Here is a 23,938-nt window from a genome sequence, read left to right as displayed (position 1 = left end):
TGTTTATAACTTTACCTCGGCAAAAAGATGGACATCAAAGAATAGTAAATTTCATTGATGGACGACAAATCCCCCGAGAACCAGCACGTCCAGCCCAGCCTTTCTGAAGCTCTCTAGCGCGTCCTTCGGCGAGCAGACTATTGGTTCACCGTGCATGTTGAAGCTGGTGTTTAATACCGCCCCAAGACCCGTTCTCCTCTCAAAGGCTTTTATGATGTCGTAGTAAACTGGGTTGAGCCCCCTCACAACGCTCTGCGGCCTCGTTGTCCCATCCACATGAACAACCGCTGGAGCTTCCCTTCTAAACTCTTCGCTCGCGGTGTAGCTCATCGTCATGAACCTGTTAGGCTCGCCGTTGAGATCTGCCAGATACTCTCCTGCCCTCTCCTCGAGCATCGAAGGAGCAAACGGCTGGAAAACATCGCGCTTTAGGGCCACGTTGAGTCTCTCCTTAACTCCCTCGTTCCTTGGGTCGGCTAAAATAGAGCGGTTGCCCAAGGCTCTCGGTCCGAACTCCATCCTTCCCTGGAAGAAGGCGACGATTTTTCTATCAACTAGGGAATCGGCGACGAAGCCCGGGACGTCGTCTATCTCCTCGAACTCAGCACCCTCCCTCCTCAGGAACCCCTCTACCTCTTCCTTTGAGTAGTCCGGCCCAAGGTAGACGTGCTCAAGCTTGAATGGTTTCCATTTGCTGTCAAGTCTCTCAAGCTGTGCCTTGACGAAGATTGCCGCTCCAAAAGCCAGTCCTCCGTCGTCCATTGCCGGGAACACCCACAAGCTTGGGAAGAGCTTTCTCAAAATGGCGTTGGCCTTGACGTTCTGGGCAACTCCGCCGGCGTAGGCGAGCGGAAGACCGTACTCCTTCAGCTTGAAGCCTAGCTCGTCGATGAGCTTTTCGAGGTGTGCCTGAGCGCTGGCCGCTATCTCTATTGCCCTTCTTTGGAGTTCCCCGTCGAGCTTCCCGCGCTTCATCTGCCCTGCGATTTCTTTAGCCCTGCTCAAGGGGTAGCTGAAGAGCTCGGCCAGCTTCCTCGTAGCTTCAACGCCTATGAGCTTGAGGTGGTTGTCGAAGGTTAAACCGTTCAGCTCTATGATGCTGCTCAGATCATAGGTCGGCTTTCCGTATGCTGCCAGGCTCATCACCTTGCCCTCGTGACGCATTGGCTTAAAGCCAAGGAGCTCTGTAACAGATGCGTAGAAGTCGCCGAGGGAGTCTAGATAGGTGCTCTGGGCGATTTTAATCATCTCTCCATCTCTCGCGATATAGATTGATGAGCTCAACCCATCTCCAGCGGCGTCTATGCTCAGGGCTATAGCATCCTTCCAGCCGCTCGTGTAGTAGGCACTCGCAGAGTGAGCTAAGTGATGCTCAACGAAGAGAACTTTCCTCTTGAAATCCGGCCCGAAAATGACGTGCAGGTTGTTCTCAAGCTCTAAGAGCCGCTTCTGCTTCCGGAAGATGCCAACAACGGCTATGATTTCAACTTCCTCGGGCGAAACACCCGCCATCTCGAGGACTTTCCTCACGCTGAGAGTTGGAAATCCCCGGTACTTCTTAACCCTGTTCAGCCTCTCTTCGTTAACCGCGAAGATCCTCTCGCCGTCTATCAGCACAGCTCCCGCATCGTGGCCGTCGTGGATTCCCAAAATCATGGTCGTGCATTCGATGTTCGTTTTTTAAACATTAGGGGAGGGAAGAATTTAAAAGCCCTGCCGAATGAATACATTTGAAGGAGGTGGAACCATGAAGAGGGCCGTTGCACTCCTTGCGGTTTTAATGGTGGTGCTTGTCCCATTCGCGGGAGCCGCCGGTGCCATCACTTGGAGCTATGAGAACTTCATCAAGCAGTCCATCGCCTGGTACTACCTCTACCAGAGCGATGAGGAGAAGTTCAACGAGCTCTACAACCTCAGCGTCCAGACCAACGTCAGCAACGAGACACTCCAGCTTGCGATGGAGCTCTACACCAACGCCACCGCTGAGTTCGAGAAGGCGCTGATGTACGGCATTCCGGACGATGGAAGGACACTGCGCTGGGTTGTCTTCAGCGTCCACATCAGGAAGGCCTACCTCTACATCGAGCAGGCCATCGAGCTCCTTGAAGCCGTCATCGAGAACGAGAGTGCCTGATTTTGTCATATTTCCTTTTCTCAGCTGTTTTCTACTTGTGCTTCAAAAGCGAAGTGTAGGAGAATAGAAAGGAAAGCTCAGTATGTTCTGGCAAACCTGGCGATGAACTTGGCTTCTCTTCCGCAGACGGGGCACTTCTTGCCCTCGATGCCTTCTTTGGCCTTCTCCTCAGGATAGGGCGTTCCGAGCATCTTGGCGTCAAGCTCTTCCTCCATCTTCAGGCCGCACTCCTCCTCGCCACACCAGGGAATCTCAACTATTCCGCGCCTGTCCTCAAAGACGGCCTTGGCCTCCTCAATGGTGTCAACGCGCTTGATGTGGATCCTGAGGAACTCCTCGGCCCTCTTGTAGAGGTTCTCGTGGATTTCGTCGAGGGTCCTCCTGACAGCCTCGACTATTCCATCTCTCTCAACAGTCTCCTTCGTGAGCGTGTCACGTCTCGCTAGAACTACTTTCCTTCCTTCAACGTCTCTTGGGCCGACCTCTATTCTAAGCGGCACGCCCTTGAGCTCCCAGTCGTAGAACTTTCTGCCAGGCCTTATGTCGCGCTCGTCTACATGCACCCTCAGGCCAGCTGTTCTAAGCTCCTCTGCAATCTCGCGAGCGTAGGCGAATACATCTGCCCATGCGTCTTTCTTTGGAATCGGAACGATGACGACCTGTATTGGAGCTATTGTGGGTGGCAGAACCATTCCCCTGTCGTCTCCATGGATTGCTATAACAGCTGCGAGAAGCCTCTCGCTCATTCCGAATGTCGTCTGGTGGACGTACTCGTGGTCACCGGTTTCGGTCTCATAGAGTATCTCGTAGGCCTTTGCGAAGTTCTGCCTGTAGTTGTGCATCGTTCCTATCTGAAGCGTTCTGCCGTCGGGCATCATTACTTCGGCACCGAGGGAATAGTAAGCTCCCGGGAACTTGTCCCAGTCGGGCCTCTTGGAGACGATGTAAGGAATCGCAAGGAACTTGGCGAGGTTGTCGAATATCTCAAGATCCTCCTTTATCTGCCTCTCGGCATCCTCAAAGCTATCGTGAGCCGTGTGGGCCTCGAAGAACCTGCTGATTTCCCTGACACGGATAAGCGGCCTCGTGTGCTTAGTCTCGTAGCGGTAAGTGTTAACTATCTGGTAGACCTTGAAGGGAAGGTCGGCATGTGAGCGAATCCAGAGAGCGAACATTGAGTACATTGCAGTCTCGCTCGTCGGCCTGAGGATGAGCTTGATGTCGAGGGGATCGTGACCGGCGTGGGTGACCCAGAAGACCTCACCTTCAAAGCCCGCTATGTGTTCTGCCTCCTTCTGGAACTCGGTTTCAGGGATGAGTGCCGGGAAGAGAACCTCATCATGGCCGGTTCTTTCCATCTCGGCATGTATGAACCTCTCAATGTTGCGCATTATTTTAAGCCCGTACGGGAGCCAGATGTTCATTCCCTTGACCGGGTAACGCTTGTCCTGTATCCCGGCAGTTTCAATCAGCTCGTTGTACCACTCGCTGAACTCCTCGCTCCACTTCTTGCGCTCAACCTTCATCGACACCACCTAAAGTGAGAGGCCGAAAAAACTTTTTAAGCTTTCCCGGGGGGCAGCGGACATTCTGACAAACCTCGGGCAAAAACCTTAATAGTTCGTTTCGATAACCATCTTAAGGTGATATCATGAGGCCCAAGGTCTTGGTTCTTTTCAAGATAAAGAGCAAGCCTTTAGAGGAACTCAAAAAGCATGCGGATGTTGAGCTGCTCCTATATCCAAGTGTTGAGGAGCTCAAGGAGAAAATTGGGGAATTCGACGGGATAATTGTTTCTCCCCTAAACCCAATCCCGCGTGAAGTCATCGAGAGGGCCGAGAAGCTAAAAGTTATAAGTTGCCACTCCGCCGGCTACGACCACGTCGACGTGAAGGCCGCCACCGAGAGGGGAATATACGTCACAAAGGTTAGCGGTGTTCTAAGCGAGGCCGTCGCCGAGTTCGCCGTCGGGCTTATGATAGCCCTCCTAAGGAAGATAGTCTACACCGACAGGTTCATACGCGCTGGAAAGTGGGAGTCTCACAGGGTAATATGGAGTGGCTTCAAAGACATTGAGACAGTTTACGGCAAAACCGTCGGAATACTTGGCATGGGGGCGATAGGGAAGGCCATAGCGAGGCGAGTCAAGGCGCTCGGCACGGAAGTGGTGTACTGGTCGCGCTCGAGGAAGAAAGACATCGAAGAAGAGGTTAACGCGAAGTACCTCTCGCTCGAGGAGGTTCTTAAGAGCGCTGACATCGTTGTTTTGGCGCTCCCTGCAACGCCGGAAACCTACCACATCATCAACGAGGAACGCCTAAAGCTCATGGAGGGGAAATACCTCGTCAACATCGGCCGCGGAAGCCTCGTGGATGAAGAAGCCCTCGTGAAGGCACTGAAAGAGGGAAAGCTGAAGGGCTATGCTACGGACGTCTTCGAGAGGGAGCCAGTTACCGAGCACGAGCTCTTCGGCATGGAGTGGGAGACGGTTCTAACGCCACACTACGCCGGTCTGAGCAGGGAAGCAATGGAGGATATGGGCTTTCGGGCTGTGGAGAACCTTCTCACTGTTCTTCGCGGTGAGGTTCCAGGGGACCTCGTTAATCGGGAGGTCCTAAAGGTCAGGCCGATTGAGGAGATAAAGATGCTCTGAGGTGATGAAAATGCTCGTTGAAGAGCTGAGGGAGATAACTGCCATACCCGGTATTTCCGGCTACGAGGAGAAGGTTAGGGAGAAGCTCATGGAATGGCTTGAGCCCTACGCGGACTGCATCGTAGACACTATCGGAAACCTCATCGTAGAGCTGGGCGAGGGTGATCTTAAGGCCATCTTCATGGCTCACATGGACGAGATTGGGCTTCTGATTACGGGCATAACCCCCGATGGAAAGCTCCGCTTCAGGAAAATCGGTGGAATAGACGACCGCCTCCTCTACGGCAGGCACGTGGATGTAATCACCGAGAGCGGGAAGCTCGACGGTGTTATAGGAGCTTTACCAGTCCACCTGAACCTTGAGAGGAAGTTCGATACGGTCCCATGGAACAGGCTCACTATTGACATCGGAGCGGAGAGCAAGGAGGAAGCCCTCGACATGGGAGTCAAGGTTCTGGACTATGCGGTCTTCAAGAAGCACTTCGCGGTGCTCAACAACCGCTATGTCTCGACTCGCTCCTTGGACGACCGCTTCGGTGTGGTTGCCCTTGTCGAGGCTATTAAGGACCTGGTCGACCACGACCTCAACGGCCGCTTCATCTTTGCCTTCACCGTCCAGGAGGAGATAGGCCTCAAAGGGGCCAAGTTCCTCGCGGAGCACTACTCTCCAAAGTACGCATTCGCCGTCGATTCCTTTGCCTGCTGCTCCGAGCTGACTGGAGATGTGAAGCTCGGTGGCGGGGCGCTCATAAGGGCCGTGGACAACTCAGCGATTTACACTCGCAGGCTCGCTAGGAAGGTCTGGGAAATAGCGGAGAGGAACGATATACCTATTCAGATAGGTGTAACAGGTGGAGGAACGGACGCCTCTGTCTTCCAGAGCAAGAGCGAAGTTTTGGCCCTGAGCGTGCCCATAAAGTACCTCCACAGCGAGGTCGAGACGCTCCACTTGGGTGACCTTGAGGCACTGATAAAGCTCACAGAGGCGATAGCTTTCGAGCTGTGATAGACGCTGAGAAAACGGAGGTGATCAATTGCTCAAATATCTTGGCTATTTCGCGGTTGGTGTGTTCATCGGAATCCTCGCGGCTCTCTTCGGCCTCGGTGGGGGCTTTCTGATAGTGCCGACACTTAACCTGCTTGGGGTTGAGATACACCACGCAGTGGGAACGTCCTCCGCTGCGGTTGTTTTTACCTCACTGAGCTCTGCCCTCGCATACTCGAGGCAGAAGAGGATACACTACAAGATCGGCCTTCTGCTCGCTAGCACCGCAGTGATTGGAGCATACATCGGAGCTTGGATGACGAGCTTCATAAGCGCTGGAATGCTTAAGGTCATCTTTGGAGCAACGCTCATCATAGTCGCAATCAGGATTTACCGCAAGAAAACGGCAGAGCCAACGGAAGTAAGGCTTGAAGACGTTAAAGTTGACTACAGGCTCGTCCCAATCGGCGGCTTCTTCGCTGGAATAGCAAGCGGTCTGCTCGGCGTCGGGGGAGGGATAATCAACGTGCCCTTCCTGACGTGGCTTGGTCTCCCGATACACTACGCGGTAGCCACTTCCAGCTTCGCCATAGTCTTCACCGCCACGGCTGGTGCCATAAAGCACTACACCCTCGGAAACGTTGAGCTCCACTGGCTCGTTCTCCTCATTCCGGGCTTGATAGTCGGCGCCCAGCTCGGGGCAAGGATTGCCAAGAGAACCAAGGCGAAGAACCTGAAGAACGCCTTCGCGGTCGTCATGGCTCTGCTTGCCCTGAGGATGATTCTGAAGGGGCTGGGTTATCCTGTGCCGTGAGGTCTCTCTGCCTTTCTTACCCTTACGTAGGCAACGCCGAGGAAAACAGCCAAGGCCACCGTAAGGAGCCACGCTACCAGTAACGGCCTGTCGTAGGGGTAGTAGAGCTCCCCTGTGAGGGCGTAGGGCAGGGAAAGCGGGAGGGGCATTATCGATAACGTAAATCCGAGGACTCCCCCGATTACGAAAAGCACCATGTTTCCACTGCCGTAATCCATCTTCCCTCCGAGAGTAAGCCCAGCACGGTAGCCGATTATGGCAGTTGAAACCACCAGAATCGCCGCCAGAAGAAGGTTCGGGAAACTCAGCTTTCCATTTCTCCACTCGTGCACACCGTAGGCGAGCACCAGTAACAATCCACCTGCCGCGGAGCTGAGCCAGACCGAAAGGTCTTTGTAAAACCCGTAGGGAGCGTCCCAGTTAGCGAAGGCGATAGAGCCGGGATGGGTGAGGGCGAAGACAAGAACCACTAAAAGCTAGAACTTAAGTTCTGAGCTCCTCATAGAACCACCGGAGGATTTTTAACGCTCCCCCTAAAAAGAGTTTTCATGCTGAATTACCTCCTGGACTTCATCCTCGGCCTTGGCATTGGCTTCATAGCCGGCCTTTTTGGGGTTGGAGGGGGATTTCTCATAGTTCCTGCTCTCACGATACTCGGCCTCCCGATACACGTGGCCATAGGCACGAGTTTGACGTGCATAGTCCTCAGCTCCCTTTCCGCGGTAGCTATCCATGTAAGAAAGGGGACGGTACTCTACAGGGTTGTCCTGATTAAAGAAGCCTTTTCGATTCCTGCCGCATTAATTGGAGCATATATATCATCTTTACTTCCCGAAAGAACCCTTAAATTTGTTTTTGCCTTGCTTCTTGTCTATCTGTCATTTAGAATGTGGCGGGGCAGGGGCACCTTCGAGTTTGAAGAGAAAGAGATTAAAACATCAAGGATCTCCGTCGTGGGGGTTGCCTCGGGACTAACGTCCGGTCTCCTGGGCATCAGCGGGGGAATTCTGAACGTCCCTCTGTTCCATGCCTACGTCGGAATTCCCATGAGATATGCCGTTGGAACTTCGAGTCTGGCGCTCTTCTTTACCGCCCTTGCCGGTTCTCTCGGTCACTACCGCCTCGGTCAGGTTGACGTTCATACCGCACTCCTACTTGCCCCAGGTCTGCTTGTGGGGGCCAGAATCGGTGCCCTTTTGGTTCACAGACTTCACCCCTGCCACCTCAGGAGGGCCTTTTCCGCCCTTCTCATTATCGTGGCACTGAAGATGCTCCTCTAAGGCTCACGTTTATTAGCCCGTTGACGAACTATTAACGGTGGCAAAAATGGATGAACTTTTCGAGGCTGTTAAGTCTGAGTACGGGGTTGAGATAAAGGATGAGAGTGATATGACCAATGCGTGGAAGCTCATCGAGGCACTCGAGGAGAAGGGCTGGGTAGTCTACATAATCACTGCTAAAGACAGAAAGCAAGTCGATGCATGGCACCCAAACTACGGAAGCTTATATGCTCAGTTTGGGGATATCCCAATGTTTGGAAGCATAATTGGGGGAATTTGTGCCACTGCTCTGCATATAAGGGATCTTGAGAAGAATGGAACGGTGTGAAACGTACTTTTCACAGGATTCCTCAAATAGGTTGAGCCAGTAGGTATGAACGGTGATGCCGATGGTAGGCACAAAGTGGGGGGCATTTGCCCTCGTCCTGTTACTGCTTGGAAGCGTCGTCCCACTGAGCATGGCCGAAGACAACGCCACTGCAAGCGATGCAACCCTTCTGGACAACAGCACCAGGGAGATGGTGATAGCGGAGCAGCTCATCAACCAGCTGCAGAGGCTTAGTAAGTTTGCCGAGGATAAGATAGAACCTATTAAGGACAAACTGCCCGAGAATTCCAGCATATTGGCCAACTATGAAACCGCAGAGGAATATAAGGACAGGGCTATCAGTGAATACGAGGCTGGCGATTACTATAACTCAATCCTGGACAGTCTGACGGCGATGCACTACTACAAGCTCGCCCTCTCGAGGCTTCAGGAAGCGGCAGATAGGATTCAGGATCTCAGGGAGCGCATCAGGATCGAGACTGAGAGGATGATGGAGTACTTCCAGATGGTCGAGAAGACCATCAGGTTCGCCCAGAACCGGGGAATCGACGTGAGCAACTTAACTCGGCTTTACAACGAGACCAAGGAGGCATACAAGCTCGTCCTTGATGATCTGAAGGCCGGGGACATAGAGAAGGCCAGGGCTGACTATAAAGCTGCTAGGGAGAAGAAGGCCCTACTCGACGAGGAGCTGAGGAAGGTTCGCGAGAAGCTCGCCTATGCCAACGCAGATAAGATAGTCCAGGAGTTCCTCATCAAGGGCGAGAAAGGAATAGAAATTGCCCAGCAGGCAATCGAGAAGGCCCAGAAAAATGGCTACAACGTCACCGAGCTCCAGGAGAGACTCGATGCCTTCGTCGCGGTCTACAATGAGGTGAAGGCCCTTGCCGACGAGGGCAAGTGGGAGGAGGCCCTCAAAGTAATGGACGAAAACAAGGAGACCATCAGAGAATTCCAAAAAGCTGTTGAGTTCACCAGAATGAAGGTCTACGAAAGGGAGCTCGAGGAGAAGCTCGAGGACGTGAGAGCGTTCCTCATAGAGATGAAGAACAGGATTGAAAAGGATGCCAAGGCACTGGCCGAGCTCAAGAGGGAGGGCGTGGACACCACCTCTGCGGAGATTCAGCTGAAGGTCGCAGTGCAGGAGCTCAGGATCGGCGTTGAACTCCTTAAGGATAGGAAGCCGCTCCAGGCCAAGGCTCATTTCGCAATAGCCCTGGACATGCTCCACAAGGTCGACGAGTTCATCCTTGCCCATGCATGACCGTTTCCCTTTTTCATTTGATTTGGAGGGATGCTTAAATGGAGAGGAAGTCGCTCGTGATGTTCATTATAACGGCTCTCATTCTCGTCCCAGTGGTTAGTGGAGAGTATACTGTCTCGTCTCTGGTTCTGACCGTCTACAAGGATGGCTACGTTAAGGTTGAATGCGAAATCCTCCCTTCGGATTACGCCGCTCAAATTGAGGTTTCCCTCCTCGGGGAGCATTATGAGAATCTCTTTGTGGAGGACGAGAACGGGAACCCCCTGAACTTCCGGTTAGATAACGGCAGCCTCTTGATTTACTCAGAGGATGCTCAGGTCGTGAAGGTTTCCTACTACACCCCAGACTTAACATCCAAGGATGGCATTGTCTGGACACTCAAGGTTTCGTCTGAGAGTCCTTTCACCGTGGTTCTCCCAGAGAACTCCATAGTGGTTGACCTGAGTGACATTCCTCTTGAAATAGCAGGCGACTCCATAACTATGCCTTCCGGGAATCAGAGCGTCTCCTACACAATCCAGTATACGGGAACTTCTGAGAGGAACTCGTCGAACTACCTCCTCATTGCTCTCCTCGTTGGTGCTGCCACGGTTGGGAGTATAGTCGCATATCTCATCAAAGGGAGAGGCAGCGGGAGGGTGGAAAGACCCAAGCTCACGCGCGAGGAGTTTGAGAGGAGGCTTGAGGGACTCGAGCTAAACGATGAGGAAAAGAGGGCCCTGCTCTATATCTTTGACAAAGGCGGCAGAGCGAGTCAGGCGGAGGTACGGGAGGCCATTGGACTTCCCAAAACTACTGCCTGGAGGATGTTCAAGCGCCTGGAGCGGAAAGGGCTGGTGAAGGTTATAAAGGGCAGAAAGGAAAACTGGGTGGAGCTGAGGTTTTAACCAGAACATGAGTTTCTCTAGCCTTAAAAGTTTATTTTTGGCCTTTCAATTTCTAATTTCCCGTATGGAAACGTGGGGAAACGTTCTGAAACACGAAAATTCCAGCGGGTTCCTAATATATTAGTCGTGCCTAATCATTATCAAGGTGAGAGCCATGAAGATGAGTATGAAAACATTGTTGGTGCTCTTTATAGGGGCACTGATACCCCTTAGCACTGCAGCGTGGGCTGCCAGTGTAAACGCTACTGAGACCACCAACGTTACTGCACCAGCCAACGGAACCCTGCTAGTAAATGCTACCAACATGACCAACGTCACGAACACCACCAATACTAGCCTCCAGACAGCGGCGTATAACCTCCTGATTATAGTGGATAACGTCGCGAACTACACTGCCAATATGATAGCCGATCTCAACGTGAGTAACGTTACCTTGCCAAACTGGACATTGGAGGCATATTACCAAGCGGAGACAATGAGGAAAGAGGCGTGGGATCTTTACTATGCAGGAAATTATGAAGGGAGTATAAACGCATCGATGTCTGCACTAGAACTCTACAAGGAGGCAGTTGAAGAACTAATGGACTACTACACAGATCACCAGGAACAGCAGATAGAGGAGCAATATGAGTACTATGAACTCATTATGGAGGCTAAGGAAGAACTCAACAGGGCAGCTGAATACTTCCCGTATGTTGAGAAGGTAATTAAGGAGGCTCAGGCTGAAGGCCTCAACGTTACCGCTGTTGTAGAGCTCTACAACCAGACAAAAGAGGCTTATCTAGTGGTTGCCCAGGACATCGCCAACACCGACGGCAACATAACGAAGCTTGAGAACGATCTTGATTATGCAGAAGAGCTCATGGACAAGCTCGAAGACGCCGTTGAGGAGCTGGCCGAGCAGATAGTGGACGCCAAGGCAGAGGAGATAAGCTACGCCTTCATGGAAAAGCTCCAGGAACAGATGAAGCTCATGCAGGAGTTAATGGCCATGCTCCAGAACTCTACTATCATCAACGCAACTTATCTAGCGGAAGACCTTGCGGAGTTGCAGATGATGTACGAACAGTTTACCCAGCTCGTTGAGAGTGGTCAGTACGAGGAAGCGCTTGATATGCTCCACGACATCAACGAAGAGCTCAAGGACATAGTCGAGGAAACCAAGGAGATTGAGAAAGAGATGCACGAAGAAAAGGAGCACGAGGATGAGTATGAGGACGACGAGAGCCACGACGACCAGAGCGAGGAGTACGAGGCAGACGACCAAAGTGGAGACTACGAGGAACATGATGATCACGAAAGCGACGATGGCCAGTATGATGACTCGGACGAGGGAAGTAGTAGCGACGACTACGAGGATGACAACTACAGTGATGATGAGGAGGACGACGAGTGAACATCCCTTTTTACTCATCTTTTTAAGGTGATTCTCTCAACTTCTTGGGGGTGTTGGGATGAAAACAAAGGCAGCGGTGGTACTCGCAATTGCAGTCATGCTCTTGCCCCTTGTCGCGGGGCAGTACACCATCACGTCCATCAGCATCACCGTATATGCCGATGGATACGTTAAGGTAGTTGAGGTTATCCAGCCGGAGAACTATACTGTAAGCGTTACCATTCCCCTTCTTGCGGCCAACGTTGAGGGCCTAGTCGTTATTGATGAAAAGGGCAGTCCTTTACCCTATGAAATAAATGGTTCCACGCTCATCGTGTATTTTGAAAACGCCACAGGCATTAAGATAACCTACTACACCCCCGACCTGACCGTCAAGAACAGGGCCATATGGAGCGTCCGTGTTAGCTCAAATATACCTGTCAAAATAACTTTCCCCGAAAATGCTGTCATTGTTGACCTGAGCGACATTCCCCTCGAGATAAACGGCAACTCAATCGTCATGCCTGCGGGCAATCAGACGGTTTCCTATGTTCTGGAATACCTGCCAGCTGGGACAGAGACGGCCCAGACACAGACTACCCAGCCCATCTCGGGAACATCTGCCTCTGAAAGTTTTGTTAACCCCACCGCACCCTCAACCACTGGCTCGTCAACTGAAACCTCCTCAGGTGGCTCCACCAGCTGGGCGACGATTGGAATACTCGCTCTCCTTGCCCTCGCCATAGGCGGCTTCATCTACCTGAAGAGGGGTAGGGAAGAGAGCGGATCGGCACCAAGCATCAGCAGGGAGGACTTTGAAAAGAGGCTCACGGAGTACGACTTGACAAAGGATGAGGAAAAAGCACTGCTTTATCTTTTCGACAGGGGCGGAAAGGCAAGGCAGTCCGAGGTCAGGGAGACGCTCGGAATCCCGAAGACAACTGCCTGGAGAATGTTCCAGAGGCTCGAAAAGCAGGGCCTCGTGAGGGTCTACAAGAAGAAGAGGGAAAACTGGGTGGAGCTCAGGCTTTGAGCTCCCTCATCTTATTCTTGCCCCGAGCTTTACCTCCTTGTCTGGCATGAGCAGGGCAACGTTCTCGCCGTCGTCGGCAGCGAGGAGCATTCCCTGGCTCTTGACACCGCGGAGCTTCTTGGGCTCGAGGTTGGCTATGATAACGACGTAGCGGTTGAGGAGGTCGTCCTTGCTGTAGTACTTTTTGAGTCCAGCGACGAGCTGCCTGACCTCGTCACCGAGGTCAACCTTTACCACGTAGAGCTTGTCCGCGTTCGGATGGTCCTGTACATCAACAATCTTTCCAACCCTCAAGTCGAGCTTCATGAAGTCCTCGAACTTAACGTACTCCACTTTTCCACCCTCCTTTTTCTTCTCCTTTTTGGCCTTCTTCTCAAGCCTTTCGCCGTATATGCTCTTAAGGATTGCCATGGCCTCATCTTTACGATTCTCACCGAACCTCTCGAGGGCAACCTTAACGACGTCGTCCGTCCTGTAGTACTTGTCAAGGAGCAGCCTTGCGCTCTCAGGGTTGCCTCTGGCTATGTAGTTCACGATGAAGAATATTATGTCCCCGTCAGTGACCTTTCTGAAGAGGATCTCCGCTCTCCTAACCCTGTGGCCTGCTGGAATCTCGGTGAACTCCCAGCGCTTGGTCTCCTCGAGGTTGAGCAGGTGCCATATCTTCTCACTGGCATCCGGCAGGAATGGCTCTAGGAGTATTCCAAGGGCCTTGACGATCTGGAGTGAGACGTTGACAGTTGTCGCCGTCCTCTCGCGGTCTTCCCTGGCTGTCTTCCACGGTTTCTGGTAGTCGAAATAGCGGTTGCCGAAGATTGCCAGCTCCATTACACGTCTGAGAGCGTCTTTGAAGTGGTAAGTGCTTATCAGCTCGCCCGTCTCTTTCAGAGCTTTCTCAATCTCCTCGAAGGCCTGCCTGTCCAGATCATCAAGCTCGCCCCTTTCGGGGACGACGCCGTCGAAGTAGCGGTTCACGAAGGTTAGAGCCCTGTGCACGAAGTTTCCGAGGTTGTTCACCAGCTCCTCGTTAATCTTTGTCTTGAAGTCGGCGAAGCTGAAGTCGCTGTCCCTCGTCTCAGGCATTATGGCGGTGAGGTAATAGCGGAGGTAGTCAGCCGGGAAGGCGTCGAGGAACTCGTGCACCCAGATGGCCCAGTTTCTGCTCGTTGAGAACTTCTTGCCTTCCAGGTTGAGGTACTCGTTGGCGGGGATGTCGTACGGAAGGAGCCACTTGGCCTCGGTTTCTTCTTCCTTGTACTTGCCGTAGGCCATCAGGAAAGCCGGCCAGAATATCGCGTGGAAGGGTATGTTGTCCTTGCCTATGAAGTGGATGACCCTTGTCCCTCCGTCAAGGTTGAGCCAGAACTTCTTCCACTCATTCTCCTTGCCTTCCCTCTTGAGGTGCTCGACGGTTATGCTGATGTACCCTATCGGCGCTTCAAACCAGACGTAGAGAACCTTGCCTTTGACGTCCTCGTCGTCGAGCGGCACTGGAATGCCCCAGTTTAAATCTCTCGTTATGGCCCTCTCCTCAAGGCCCTCCTCAATCCAGCCGAGGACTGTGTTCTTGACGTTCGGCTTCCAGTGCTCCTGGCTTTGGACCCACTCCTTAAGCTTCTCGGCGAAATCCTGCATTTTTATGTAATAGTGAGCAGAGTCCCTGAAGGTTATTGGATTGCCGCAGATGTTGCAGCGCGGATTTATTAGCTCTTCCGGCGTGAGCGGGTGGCCGCAGACCTCACACTGGTCTCCCCTCTGGTTCTCAGCACCGCAGTAGGGGCACGTGCCTATAACATACCTGTCCGGGAGAAACATCTTGTCGTGCTCACAGTAGGCCTGCTTGCTCACCTTTTTAATGAGGTGATCGTTCTCTAGAGCCTTGAGGAAAAAGTCTTGGCTTATGCGGTAGTGGACCGGCAGTTCAGTTCTGCCAAAGTAGTCAAAGCTTATCTTGGCCCTTTCAAAGGTCGTCTTGATGTGCTCGTGGTAGTAGTCGACTATCTCCCTTGGGCTTTTCCCCTCTTTGAGCGCTCTGAAGGTTATTGGTGTCCCGTGTTCATCGGTTCCGCTGATGAAAATCACTTCCTCTCCCTTGAGCCTCAGATAGCGGACGAATATATCCGCAGGCAGATATGCTCCAGCAAGGTGTCCAGCATGAATCGGCCCGTTGGCGTAGGGAAGAGCGGAAGTCACCATGTATCTGACCATTTTAACCACCGCCACACCGTCGTTTTAGTCCCTTATAAGACCTGCGGGTTTTAAGCATTACGGTGGGTTATTTTTAAAGGTCGAAAATATGTTGAGTTATACATAAATCGATCCCCAAAGGTTTTAGGGCGTTGACGCTAATTTGGATTTCGGATGGTAGAAAAGTCAGGGTGAGTAAAATGAAGTCCCGCATCATCGAACGCTTCAAATTTGAGGCGGCACATGCCGTTGTAATCGGTGGAAAGCCTGAGGAAATACATGGTCATACCTTCTGGCTTGAGGTGGCGGTGGAGGGGCCGCTGAGGAACGGCTACGTTATGAACTTCCTTGAGCTGAGAAGAATAGTCAATGAAATCATCGAGAGGCTCGACCACAGGAACCTCAACGCCCTCTTTGAGAACCCGACGACTGAGAACGTCGCCCTCTGGATAGCGAAAGAGATTGAGAAGAGGCTCCCTAAGGATGTCAGACTCCAGAGGATAGTTCTCTGGGAAGGAGAGGGGAACGGAGTGGAGTTTGAGTTTTAAGCTTTCTCCGTCCTTATTTCCTTAACGCTCTCGGCAATCGCTATGCCGTTCGAGCCTTCAAAGGAAATCTTCTCCGGCAGCGAAATCTTTACAGGAACGGCCTTGTTTTTCTCCTCGGTTGGTGACCAGCTTATTAAATCCCCTTCCTCAACCTCGAGGACGTTTATCATCCCAACCGGGCCCTCAATGATGTACCGGGCGGCCTTCTTAGGGACATAGACTCGCCACTTCCTAGCGGTCTTGAAATCCACCACGCGGCGAGAGGAGTCAAGCCAGATAACGTCGATATCACTCAGCATGAAGAACATGTGAATCGAAGCGTTAGCCCTCGTTTCGGCTGGCAATACAAAAACAAGCGCGTAGTTGATGTCTCTAACCAGCATTAGGCCTCTAAACCGCTTGAAGAACGTGTCTGCGAGCCTTACCCTTCCGTGCCATATTCTGCCCTTGGTCTCGTTTACGAGCATAGAACCAACTCTACTCCCCGGTTGATAAGTTTTTGGGAAATGAGAGAAAAATAGACGAACTCAGAGCTCGCCTTTCTTTGCTTTCTCACCGAGCTCAAAGCCTTTGTGGAGCGCCCTGAGGTTTATCTCCTCTGTCCCCTTTGGGACAGCGTCGAGGACGGCCTTTTCTATTGCTTCCCTGCTCACGACGTCCGTTAGGGCGACCAGCAGGCCAAGGGTGAGTATGTTCATTGTTAAACTAAGGCCGGTGGTTTCCTCCGCTGTCTCCGTTAGAGGGAGGGCGTAAACCTTCAGCTTCTTCTCGAACTCCTCATCGCGGTGCGGCACGAGGTCGCTCTCGACTATTATTGTGGCTCCTTCCTTGACGGTGTGGAGGTACTTGCTGTAGGCCTCTTGGGAGAAGAAGGCCGCACAGTCCGGGTGGAGGGTCTTGGGATAGTCGATCGGCTCGTCGCTTATCACCACCTCAGCCCTGCTCGCTCCACCCCTTGACTCCGGCCCGTACGCCTGCGTCTGAACCGCGTAGAGGTTCTCATAAACGGCAGCGGCTCTGCCAAGGATGACGCTGGCGAGGATAACACCTTGGCCGCCGAAACCGCTGAAGAGGATTTCCTTCCTCATTCTTCCCACCCCATCATCCTCTTGGCCCTCTTCTTGTACTCCTCGTACTCTCTAACGAGACCCGGCCTGTCCCTGTCGGCGAACTCGCCGATGACAATCTTGCCCTCGAGCTCTTCCGGAGACATATTCTTGGCCTTGCTTATCGGTACGGTTATCTTCTGATACCAGCGGAGCAGTTCTGGAGACGTCTTCATCCTGTTCCTCCTTCCGAAGCTTATAGGACACGGCGAGAGGAATTCAACGAGCGTAAAGCCCTCCTTTTGAAGTGCCTTCTTGATGCTGTTGATTCCCTGGAGGTAGTTGAAGACGCTCCAGCGGGCGACGTAGTTGGCCCCTGCTGAAACGGCGAGATCCGCTATATCAAAGGGGTTCTCGAACTGACCGTAGGGAGCAGTAGTTCCACGCAAGCCTTTGAGGGCTGTAGGGGCCACCTGGCCGCCCGTCATTCCGTAGGTGAAGTTGTTGATGAGTATCACCGTGACGTCGAGGTTCCTCCTTATGGCGTGGATGAAGTGGTTTCCTCCGATAGCTGCCGCGTCACCGTCACCCATGAAGGCGATTATCTTGAGCTTTGGATTGGCGAGCTTTATACCCGTGGCAAACGCTAAGGCCCTTCCGTGGGTTGTGTGCAGCCCATCGAAATTGACGAATCCCGGAACGCGGGAGGAACATCCTATACCGCTGACCCAGACTATCTCGTCCGGGTTGAGGCCAAGGTCGTCTATGGCTCTGAGCGTGTACTGAAGGGCCGAGCCTATTCCACAGCCCGGACAGAATATCGTCGGGAGCATGTCCTTTCTCAAGTATTTATCGCGAATCTCGTAAGCGGACTTTAGGTACATTCAGCCCACCACCTTCTCGACTATCTCCATCGGAGTGTGAACCTCGCCGCCGATCTTGCTTATCAGCTCGACTTCGGCTTTTCCGTTTGCCCCCTCTCTGACGAGGTGGTAAAGCTGTCCGAGGTTCATCTCCGGCACGTATATCTTCTTCACGCGCTCTGCCAGCTCTTCGATCATGTCGAAGTCAAATGGCCAGATGGTGTTGAGCTTGAGCAGGCCTGCTTTGATGCCCTTCTCGCGCAGTAATTTGACCGCTCTAACGGCCGAACGGGCGACTATTCCAGTGGTGATTATCGCTATCTCTGCATCATCAAGCGCGTAGGTTTCGTAGGAGATTATGTCATGCTTGTTATTCTCAATTTTACTGACTATCCTCCTGATGAGCCTCTCGTGCACTTCGGCATCAACGGTCTTTGGTCTTCCACGCTCATCGTGGGTTAAACCGGTGACGTAGGTGCGGTAGCCCTTTCCGAATATCGGCATCGGCGGAACTCCGTCGCCGTGGATGTCTCCAAAGGGGTACTTTGCCTCCTCCTCGGTGGCGGGAAGCTTTCTCTCAACGATCTCAATCTCTTCGGGGACTGGAATGTAAACCCTCTCGCGCATGTGGGCTATCTCAGCGTCGGTAAGGAGGACCACTGGAGTTCTGTACTTCTCAGCCAAGTTGAAGGCTCTTATCGTCATGTCGAAGGCTTCCTGAACGGTTGACGGGCTGAGAACGATTAGGCTGTGGTCGCCGTGGGTGCCCCATATTGCCTGCATTATGTCGCCCTGTGCAGCTAACGTCGGCTGACCCGTGCTCGGACCACTTCTCTGGACGTCGACAACGACTATCGGTGTTTCCGTCATCACAGCATATCCAAGGTTCTCCTGCATGAGCGAGAAGCCAGGGCCGCTCGTTGCCGTCATGGCCTTGGCCCCTGCCCAAGATGCGCCAATTATAGCGGCGATACTTGCTATTTCGTCCTCCATCTGTATGCTCACTCCATCGACGAGCGGCATGTAGAGCGCCATGGCCTCGAAAATCTCGCTCGCGGGAGTTATTGGATAGCCAGCGTAAAAGCGGCAGCCTGCCAAGATAGCTGCTCTTGCTATGGCTTCATCACCTTGGATGAAGTCGCTCTTACCGACAGGAAACGGGTATCTCATTTCAATCCCTCCTCATAGCCGGAATTGAATGCCTTGATGTTTATTTCCTCCGTCCCCTTCGGGACGCGCCTCTTTATGGCCTCTTCCACGTTTTCCTTTTTCACAACACCGGTCTTCGCGACCAGATAGCCAAGGGCTACCATGTTAACAGTCAAAGCGAGCCCGGTGTTCTCCTCGGCCAGGCGCGTGAAGGGGGCACCGATGTAATCCTTATCAGGCTTGACAAGGTCAGTGTCGATGATGAGAATGCCATCTTCCTTCAGCTCCTCCTTAACGGTGTCGTAGCCGAGCTGGTGAAGGGCAACCAGAACGTCAGCCTTGGTGACAATGACATCGTAAATTGGCTCCTTTGAGATGATGACGTCCGCTATGGAGTGACCGCCGCGGGAGGCCGAGCTGTAGTCCTGCGTTTGAAGAACGTTCAGACCCTCAATCGCGGCCGCCTCGCCAAGGATAACACCGGCCAGGACGACACCCTGGCCGCCTATGCCTGCGAACCTAATCTGCATGGCTCTCACTCCCCCTTAAGGCCGAAATGCTCCTGGACTTCATCAATAAGCTTGTTCAGCTCTTCGGTGAACTCGGGCCTCTGTCTGTTGATTATCTCGCCGATGATGAACTTGCCCTCAAACTTTTCCGGTGACATCTTCTTAGCTTTGCCCACGGGGACGCTGTTCTTGAGGAACCAGCGGAGCATCTCTGCCGGCTCCTTCATCTTGTTCCTCCTTCCGTACTGGACAGGACACTGGGAAATGACCTCGACGAGGGAGAATCCCTTAACCTGGAGGGCTTTCTTAATGCTCTCTATGAGCTGGTAGACGTGGGCGGTAGTCCACCTTGCCACGTATGAAGCTCCAGCGGCAGCAACAGTCTCGGAAATCTGGAGCGGGTGCTCTATGTTTCTGTACGGGCTGGTGGTGGTCTTTGCCCCAAAGGGTGTCGTCGGAGCCACCTGGCCGCCGGTCATTCCGTAGATGAAGTTGTTGACGAGGATTACCGTTATGTCTATGTTCCTCCTCGCGGCGTGGAGGAGATGGTTTCCGCCTATGCTGGCCAGATCACCGTCGCCACTTATGACGACGACCTTCTTGTCCGGCAAACCGACCTTAACTCCCGTCGCGAAGGCTATTGCCCTCCCGTGAGTCGTGTGAAGGGTGTCGGCTAGGAAGTAGGGAGAAGCAATCCATGCGGAACATCCTATACCACTGACGACGACCAAATCCTTCGGGTCTATCCTAAGCTGGTCAACTGCATTTGCAAAGGCGTTGAGAACGGTTCCGCCACCACATCCTGGACAGAGGGCTGTGGGCAGGGCCTCCTTACGGAGATATTTGACCATCGGATAAGTGGAATAGATTTCCTTTGCCATCAGGCAACACCCCTTATCTCGCGCAGGATTTCCTCAACGGTCAGAGGAACACCGCCTATCTTGTTCACGCCTTTGAGAAGAACGTCGTCGTTGACGAAGCGCTGGACTTCAAGGATTAGCTGGCCAAGGTTCATCTCGGGAACAAGTATTGCGCGAACCTTCTTTCCGAGTTCTTTTATCCTCTTCCCCGGGAACGGGTGGACGGTCTTCGGAACGAAGAGGCCGACCCTTGTTCCTTCCTCCCTAGCTTTCAGTACCGCTCCGAGTGAGGGCCTCGCGGTAACGCCCCAACTGACGACGAGTATCTCGGCATCATCCGTAAAGTACTCCTCGTACTTCTCATAAACGTGCTTATTCTGCTCTATCTTCCTGTGAATTCTTCTCACGAGCCTGTCGTGAACTTCCGGAGTGTAAACGTCCCTAAGACCGTTCTCCTTGTGTGTGGAGCCGGTTACATGGGTGAAGTAGCCGTGACCAAAGAGGGGCATCGGTGGGACACCATCGCCGTGCGGGTCTCCGAAGGGAAGCTTTGCCTCCTCCTCATTCTTTGGCAGTTTGCGGTAGGTTATCTCAACTTCTTCCACGTCGGGGATTCTTATCTGCTCCCTCGTATGGGCAAGAACACCGTCGAAGAGCACAACAACCGGGGTTCTGAGCTTCTCGGAGATGTTAAAGGCCCTCACAGTTTCCCAGAAGGCATCTCCAACACTTATCGGTGAGACGGCAACTATCGGGTGGTCTCCGTGAGTTCCCCATCTCGCCTGGAAGAAGTCACCCTGAGCGCCCTTGGTGGCCTGCCCCGTGCTTGGACCGCTTCTCTGAACGTCAACCAGAACGAGGGGAGTCTCCGTCATTACCGCGTAGCCGAGGTTTTCCTGCATGAGCGAAAATCCTGGTCCAGCCGTTGCGGTCATGACCTTGAATCCAGTCCAAGAAGCCCCTACCATTGCAGCAATGCTTCCGATTTCATCCTCCATCTGAAGGTAGTAGCCGCCAAGCTTGGGCAGCTCTCTCGCCATCGTCTCGGCTATCTCGCTTGAGGGGGTGATCGGATATCCCGCGTAGAAACGACAGCCTGCAAAGAGCGCACCGTATGCAACGGCCTCATTGCCCTGCAAGAAGTAGTTGCCCGGCTTGTAAAGCCTCTTCAAAAGCCTGAGCTGCTCAGGCTCATCGCCTCGGATTATCATGAGTCACCACCTTACTGCTATGGCAAAGTCCGGACAGAGGAGCTCACAGAGCTTACATTTAACGCATTTCTCGGCGTGCACCGGAACCGGGTAGTGCACGCCCTTTTCGCTCAGCTCCTTGCTCCACTCAAAGACCTTCCTCGGGCACATTTCAACACAGATTCCACAGCCCTTGCACAGAAAAGTATCGACATCGATTTCCACAACACCCTCTGCCTTTCCGATCACGAGATAGTTCTCCCTTTCAACCACGGTTTTCCCTTCGACGTTTGCCATAATCATCACCCGCGATTTGTTAAACCCGTTTACGTATGTAAACATTTAAAGCTTTCGTGGATGCTCACCTGTGCTCATCAAAGAAGCCCGACAGACATTAAAAAGGAGGCGAAAAGAGCGCATAAAAAGCATTTTAAAAACGAAATCCATTCACCACGTCATCAACTGCCAGTCGAGGAGACCGTTCTCGACTATGTACTCCCATCTCTCCCTGCACTCGGGCCTGAGGTTCTCGATGTATTTGAGATCCTGCGTTGCGGAGAACTTCTTTATCGCTCTGCCTATCTGCCTATCATAGTCGGTGAGGCAGTTGTGGGGGCCACGTCTTGAACCCGCTCCAACAGGGTCGCTCAGGATTCTCTTGTCCGGAAAGCGCTTCTTTGCCCACAGGAGTATCTCCACCGCGCTCCAGAGCCAGGGCGGGCGGTATTCACTCTTCTCCCAGAGTCTCTCATAGAGCGTTCCTTTCTGGATGTCCGTGATGTTTATGGAGAAGGTGTCCGTGTAGGGCTCGGCTTTTATGATGCTCGCCTTGACATCCTCTATGCCGTCGCGCTCACTAAGGAAGATTGGCTTCAGGAGGAGGTACGTTTTCACCTTCGCACCCGCTTCGTGTGTTATCTCTGCCGCCCTAACGAAGTCCTCGAAAGTGTTGCCCTTGTTGATTGAAACGTCGGCTATGTCATCGTTGGCGGTTTCAAGCCCTATGGCTACCTCAAAATGCTTGTCTGGAACTATCTCTGCGAGCTCTCTAACTGCGTCGTAGCGGACAAGCTCGCTCCTGCTCTCTATCACAATCTCCTCTACATTCTCCATTCCCGCAAGAATCTCGAAGATTTTTCTCCTCGTTTCAGGCTTCAGCTCGCCGTTGTCGAGGAATGAACCTGAGGTGAACATCCTCACTGCAACTCTCTTCCTGCCCTCTACCTTCTTTAAGGCCTCTCTAACGTAATCGACTAGGGCATCCTGGCTCCATCTAACCTTTGGGGCTGCCGTTGGGTACGCGCACATGTAGCAGGCCTGGCCTATCCTAAAGCGATAGCAGCCTATCGTGGGCAGGATTATGAAGAGTGCAGTCCCGGGCTTTCCAGCAACGTTGTCCTCACTCGTCCAGTACGTCATCTTTTAACACCAGCTTAGGCTGGAAATCAAGGTTTTTAAAGGTGAGGCCTTAGTTCATAGTATGCCCAGGATACTCATAACCAACGATGACGGGATTTATTCAAAAGGCATCCGTGCCGCTGTAGAGGCCGTTAAAGACCTTGGAGAGGTTTATGTCGTTGCTCCCCTCTTCCAGAGGAGCGCCAGCGGAAGAGCCATGACGCTTCACAAGCCGCTGAGGGCAAAGCTTGTGAACGTGCCGGGGGCAAAGGTTGCCTATGGCCTAGACGGCATGCCCGTTGATTGCGTCATCTTTGCTCTCGCAAGGTTCACCCACTTCGACCTGGCAATAAGCGGTATCAACCTCGGCGAGAACCTGAGCACAGAGATAACAGTCTCCGGAACGGCCTCCGCTGCCATAGAAACCGCCACCCACGGGATTCCCAGCATAGCGATAAGCCTCGAGGTGGACTGGAGGAAGACCCTCAGTGAGGGGGAGGGCATAGACTTCTCAGTTGCGTCGCACTTCCTGAGGAGAATAGCCAGGGCCGTCCTTGAGAAGGGCCTTCCAGAGGGCGTTGACATGCTCAACGTGAACGTGCCGAGGGATGCAACTCCGGAGACGGAGATAGTGGTGACAAGGCTCGCAAGGAGAAGGTACCGCCCGACCATCGAGGAGCGAGTCGACCCGAGGGGACATCCTTACTACTGGATAGTCGGCAGGAAGTGCGAAAAGTTCGAGCCCGGGACGGATGCTTACGCCCTAAAGGTGGAGAGGAAGGTCAGCGTGACGCCGATAAACATAGACATGACGGCAAGTGTGGATTTAAAAGAGGTGGAGAGGCTGCTGAAATCCGGCTTATAATCGAATGGTGCAAATGATTTATCGTCCCCCTGAGAACAGGATGTGTTGCGGCGGTGTTTATGACAAAGAACAGCCTGTCCAAGCTGATCTCAGTTTACCTTCCTGCCTTCACCATTGTGCTTTTTGGTGAGATTTCTCTGTTCTGGCTTCCCAGGGACTACTACATAGGTGCTGACTGCTGGTCCCTGATGCCTCCCGCCTGCAACTTCCACTACAAACCCAACTTCATCCTTCCAGCTCTGGCTTTAACACCCGCACTGCTCCTTCTGCTTCTCTGGCAATGGAGAAGGGTTGAGCACTTCAAAGCCGCCGCCATGGTTACCGCGTTCTCGGCTTTACTCATCACGACCCTGCCTGCGATAGTTGGTGTCCCTTCGTTGTCCTCATTCACTTTGATGCTCATCGTGTCGCTCTTTTTCCCTTTGGCAGTTGCTTGGAGTATGGGAGACTACTACCGGGACAACAAGGCTGGCATCGCCTTCCTTGTACTAACCTCGGTCGTGGTGGCGTTCATGCTGTGGGCTTTAATCCGCATGGGTGTCGCTGTGGTAGTCTAACATGGAAACACTG

General features: G+C 53.0%; 26 protein-coding genes. 13 read left to right on the top strand and 13 right to left on the bottom strand.

Annotated elements, in window-relative coordinates:
* Window positions 1-51: 51 nt before the first annotated feature.
* The gene (locus E3E32_RS03200; protein ID WP_167730127.1) at window positions 52-1,656 is read right to left on the bottom strand and encodes a carbamoyltransferase; all 1,605 of its coding nucleotides are present in this window, start codon (window positions 1,654-1,656) and stop codon (window positions 52-54) included.
* 91 nt (window positions 1,657-1,747) lie between these two features.
* Between E3E32_RS03200 and E3E32_RS03195 the strand changes: the two genes are divergently transcribed.
* Complete coding sequence (locus tag E3E32_RS03195; RefSeq protein WP_167730126.1) at window positions 1,748-2,134, top strand: pyrolysin; 387 nt, start codon at window positions 1,748-1,750, stop codon at window positions 2,132-2,134.
* A 77-nt stretch (window positions 2,135-2,211) separates the two neighbouring features.
* Here E3E32_RS03195 and proS read toward each other — a convergent pair whose 3' ends face one another.
* Complete coding sequence (gene proS, locus E3E32_RS03190; RefSeq protein WP_167730937.1) at window positions 2,212-3,660, bottom strand: proline--tRNA ligase; 1,449 nt, start codon at window positions 3,658-3,660, stop codon at window positions 2,212-2,214.
* 125 nt (window positions 3,661-3,785) lie between these two features.
* Between proS and E3E32_RS03185 the strand changes: the two genes are divergently transcribed.
* From E3E32_RS03185 to E3E32_RS03175, 3 genes are read left to right on the top strand one after another with little or no spacing between them, the layout of a single operon-like run.
* Complete coding sequence (locus E3E32_RS03185) at window positions 3,786-4,787, top strand: 2-hydroxyacid dehydrogenase (RefSeq protein WP_167730125.1); 1,002 nt, start codon at window positions 3,786-3,788, stop codon at window positions 4,785-4,787.
* Window positions 4,788-4,797: 10 nt separating this feature from the next.
* On the top strand, window positions 4,798-5,793 hold the full coding sequence (locus tag E3E32_RS03180; RefSeq protein WP_167730936.1) for a M42 family metallopeptidase: 996 nt from the start codon (window positions 4,798-4,800) through the stop codon (window positions 5,791-5,793).
* A gap of 28 nt (window positions 5,794-5,821) precedes the next feature.
* Window positions 5,822-6,586 carry a sulfite exporter TauE/SafE family protein gene (locus E3E32_RS03175; RefSeq protein ID WP_167730124.1) on the top strand — a complete coding sequence of 255 codons (765 nt, stop codon included), beginning with the start codon at window positions 5,822-5,824 and terminating at the stop codon, window positions 6,584-6,586.
* Here the strand turns inward: E3E32_RS03175 and E3E32_RS03170 are convergent.
* Window positions 6,571-7,056 (bottom strand): hypothetical protein, encoded by a 486-nt coding sequence (locus E3E32_RS03170; RefSeq protein WP_240910557.1) that lies wholly within the window; start codon window positions 7,054-7,056, stop codon window positions 6,571-6,573. The two genes, E3E32_RS03175 and E3E32_RS03170, sit on opposite strands and share 16 nt — an antisense overlap.
* A gap of 78 nt (window positions 7,057-7,134) precedes the next feature.
* On the opposite strand from E3E32_RS03170, the gene E3E32_RS03165 reads away from it, so the two are divergent.
* The 6 genes from E3E32_RS03165 to E3E32_RS03140 all read left to right on the top strand — a co-directional run bounded on the left by E3E32_RS03165 (window position 7,135) and on the right by E3E32_RS03140 (window position 12,753).
* A complete protein-coding gene (locus E3E32_RS03165; protein WP_167730123.1) occupies window positions 7,135-7,866 on the top strand; it encodes a sulfite exporter TauE/SafE family protein in 732 nt (243 codons plus the stop codon).
* Window positions 7,867-7,912: 46 nt separating this feature from the next.
* A complete protein-coding gene (locus E3E32_RS03160; protein ID WP_167710804.1) occupies window positions 7,913-8,194 on the top strand; it encodes a hypothetical protein in 282 nt (93 codons plus the stop codon).
* Between the two features lie 55 nt (window positions 8,195-8,249).
* Entirely contained in the window at window positions 8,250-9,458 is a 1,209-nt protein-coding gene (locus E3E32_RS03155) for a hypothetical protein (protein ID WP_370456349.1), read from the top strand.
* 38 nt (window positions 9,459-9,496) lie between these two features.
* Window positions 9,497-10,345 (top strand): helix-turn-helix domain-containing protein, encoded by an 849-nt coding sequence (locus E3E32_RS03150; RefSeq protein WP_167730122.1) that lies wholly within the window; start codon window positions 9,497-9,499, stop codon window positions 10,343-10,345.
* 154 nt (window positions 10,346-10,499) lie between these two features.
* Window positions 10,500-11,741: a DUF4175 domain-containing protein gene (locus E3E32_RS03145; RefSeq protein WP_167730121.1), complete on the top strand. Its 1,242-nt coding sequence runs from the start codon at window positions 10,500-10,502 to the stop codon at window positions 11,739-11,741.
* 58 nt (window positions 11,742-11,799) lie between these two features.
* Window positions 11,800-12,753, top strand: coding sequence for a helix-turn-helix domain-containing protein (locus E3E32_RS03140; protein WP_167730120.1), 954 nt, complete (start codon window positions 11,800-11,802; stop codon window positions 12,751-12,753).
* 6 nt (window positions 12,754-12,759) lie between these two features.
* Here E3E32_RS03140 and metG read toward each other — a convergent pair whose 3' ends face one another.
* Entirely contained in the window at window positions 12,760-14,961 is a 2,202-nt protein-coding gene (gene metG, locus E3E32_RS03135; protein ID WP_167730119.1) for a methionine--tRNA ligase, read from the bottom strand.
* Between the two features lie 179 nt (window positions 14,962-15,140).
* Between metG and E3E32_RS03130 the strand changes: the two genes are divergently transcribed.
* The gene (locus E3E32_RS03130) at window positions 15,141-15,488 is read left to right on the top strand and encodes a 6-carboxytetrahydropterin synthase (protein ID WP_167711866.1); all 348 of its coding nucleotides are present in this window, start codon (window positions 15,141-15,143) and stop codon (window positions 15,486-15,488) included.
* On the opposite strand, the gene E3E32_RS03125 is transcribed toward E3E32_RS03130, so the two are convergent.
* The 9 genes from E3E32_RS03125 to E3E32_RS03085 all read right to left on the bottom strand — a co-directional run bounded on the left by E3E32_RS03125 (window position 15,485) and on the right by E3E32_RS03085 (window position 22,524).
* Window positions 15,485-15,955, bottom strand: coding sequence for a DUF192 domain-containing protein (locus E3E32_RS03125; RefSeq protein WP_167730118.1), 471 nt, complete (start codon window positions 15,953-15,955; stop codon window positions 15,485-15,487). The genes E3E32_RS03130 and E3E32_RS03125 overlap by 4 nt on opposite strands.
* 60 nt (window positions 15,956-16,015) lie before the next feature.
* Window positions 16,016-16,576: a 2-oxoacid:ferredoxin oxidoreductase subunit gamma gene (locus E3E32_RS03120; RefSeq protein WP_167730117.1), complete on the bottom strand. Its 561-nt coding sequence runs from the start codon at window positions 16,574-16,576 to the stop codon at window positions 16,016-16,018.
* On the bottom strand, window positions 16,573-17,418 hold the full coding sequence (locus E3E32_RS03115; RefSeq protein ID WP_012571542.1) for a 2-oxoacid:ferredoxin oxidoreductase subunit beta: 846 nt from the start codon (window positions 17,416-17,418) through the stop codon (window positions 16,573-16,575). Before E3E32_RS03115 ends, E3E32_RS03120 begins: the two co-directional genes overlap by 4 nt.
* Window positions 17,419-18,567: a 2-oxoacid:acceptor oxidoreductase subunit alpha gene (locus E3E32_RS03110; protein WP_167730116.1), complete on the bottom strand. Its 1,149-nt coding sequence runs from the start codon at window positions 18,565-18,567 to the stop codon at window positions 17,419-17,421.
* Window positions 18,564-19,076, bottom strand: coding sequence for a 2-oxoacid:ferredoxin oxidoreductase subunit gamma (locus tag E3E32_RS03105; RefSeq protein WP_167730115.1), 513 nt, complete (start codon window positions 19,074-19,076; stop codon window positions 18,564-18,566). Before E3E32_RS03105 ends, E3E32_RS03110 begins: the two co-directional genes overlap by 4 nt.
* Before the next feature lie 5 nt (window positions 19,077-19,081).
* On the bottom strand, window positions 19,082-19,936 hold the full coding sequence (locus tag E3E32_RS03100) for a 2-oxoacid:ferredoxin oxidoreductase subunit beta (RefSeq protein WP_167730114.1): 855 nt from the start codon (window positions 19,934-19,936) through the stop codon (window positions 19,082-19,084).
* On the bottom strand, window positions 19,936-21,126 hold the full coding sequence (locus E3E32_RS03095; RefSeq protein WP_167730113.1) for a 2-oxoacid:acceptor oxidoreductase subunit alpha: 1,191 nt from the start codon (window positions 21,124-21,126) through the stop codon (window positions 19,936-19,938). Before E3E32_RS03095 ends, E3E32_RS03100 begins: the two co-directional genes overlap by 1 nt.
* 3 nt (window positions 21,127-21,129) lie before the next feature.
* Window positions 21,130-21,402: a 2-oxoglutarate ferredoxin oxidoreductase subunit delta gene (locus E3E32_RS03090; RefSeq protein WP_167730934.1), complete on the bottom strand. Its 273-nt coding sequence runs from the start codon at window positions 21,400-21,402 to the stop codon at window positions 21,130-21,132.
* Window positions 21,403-21,552: 150 nt separating this feature from the next.
* On the bottom strand, window positions 21,553-22,524 hold the full coding sequence (locus E3E32_RS03085) for an archaeosine biosynthesis radical SAM protein RaSEA (RefSeq protein WP_167730112.1): 972 nt from the start codon (window positions 22,522-22,524) through the stop codon (window positions 21,553-21,555).
* 61 nt (window positions 22,525-22,585) lie between these two features.
* Between E3E32_RS03085 and surE the strand changes: the two genes are divergently transcribed.
* Window positions 22,586-23,368, top strand: a complete 783-nt coding sequence (gene surE / locus E3E32_RS03080) for a 5'/3'-nucleotidase SurE (RefSeq protein WP_167730111.1) — start codon at window positions 22,586-22,588, stop codon at window positions 23,366-23,368.
* A 59-nt stretch (window positions 23,369-23,427) separates the two neighbouring features.
* Window positions 23,428-23,925 (top strand): hypothetical protein, encoded by a 498-nt coding sequence (locus E3E32_RS03075; RefSeq protein WP_167730110.1) that lies wholly within the window; start codon window positions 23,428-23,430, stop codon window positions 23,923-23,925.
* The last annotated feature ends 13 nt before the right edge of the window (window positions 23,926-23,938 follow it).

This window comes from Thermococcus sp. GR6 (assembly GCF_012027415.1).
Lineage (GTDB): Archaea > Methanobacteriota_B > Thermococci > Thermococcales > Thermococcaceae > Thermococcus > Thermococcus onnurineus.
This window is presented reverse-complemented; position numbering and strand designations above follow the sequence as displayed.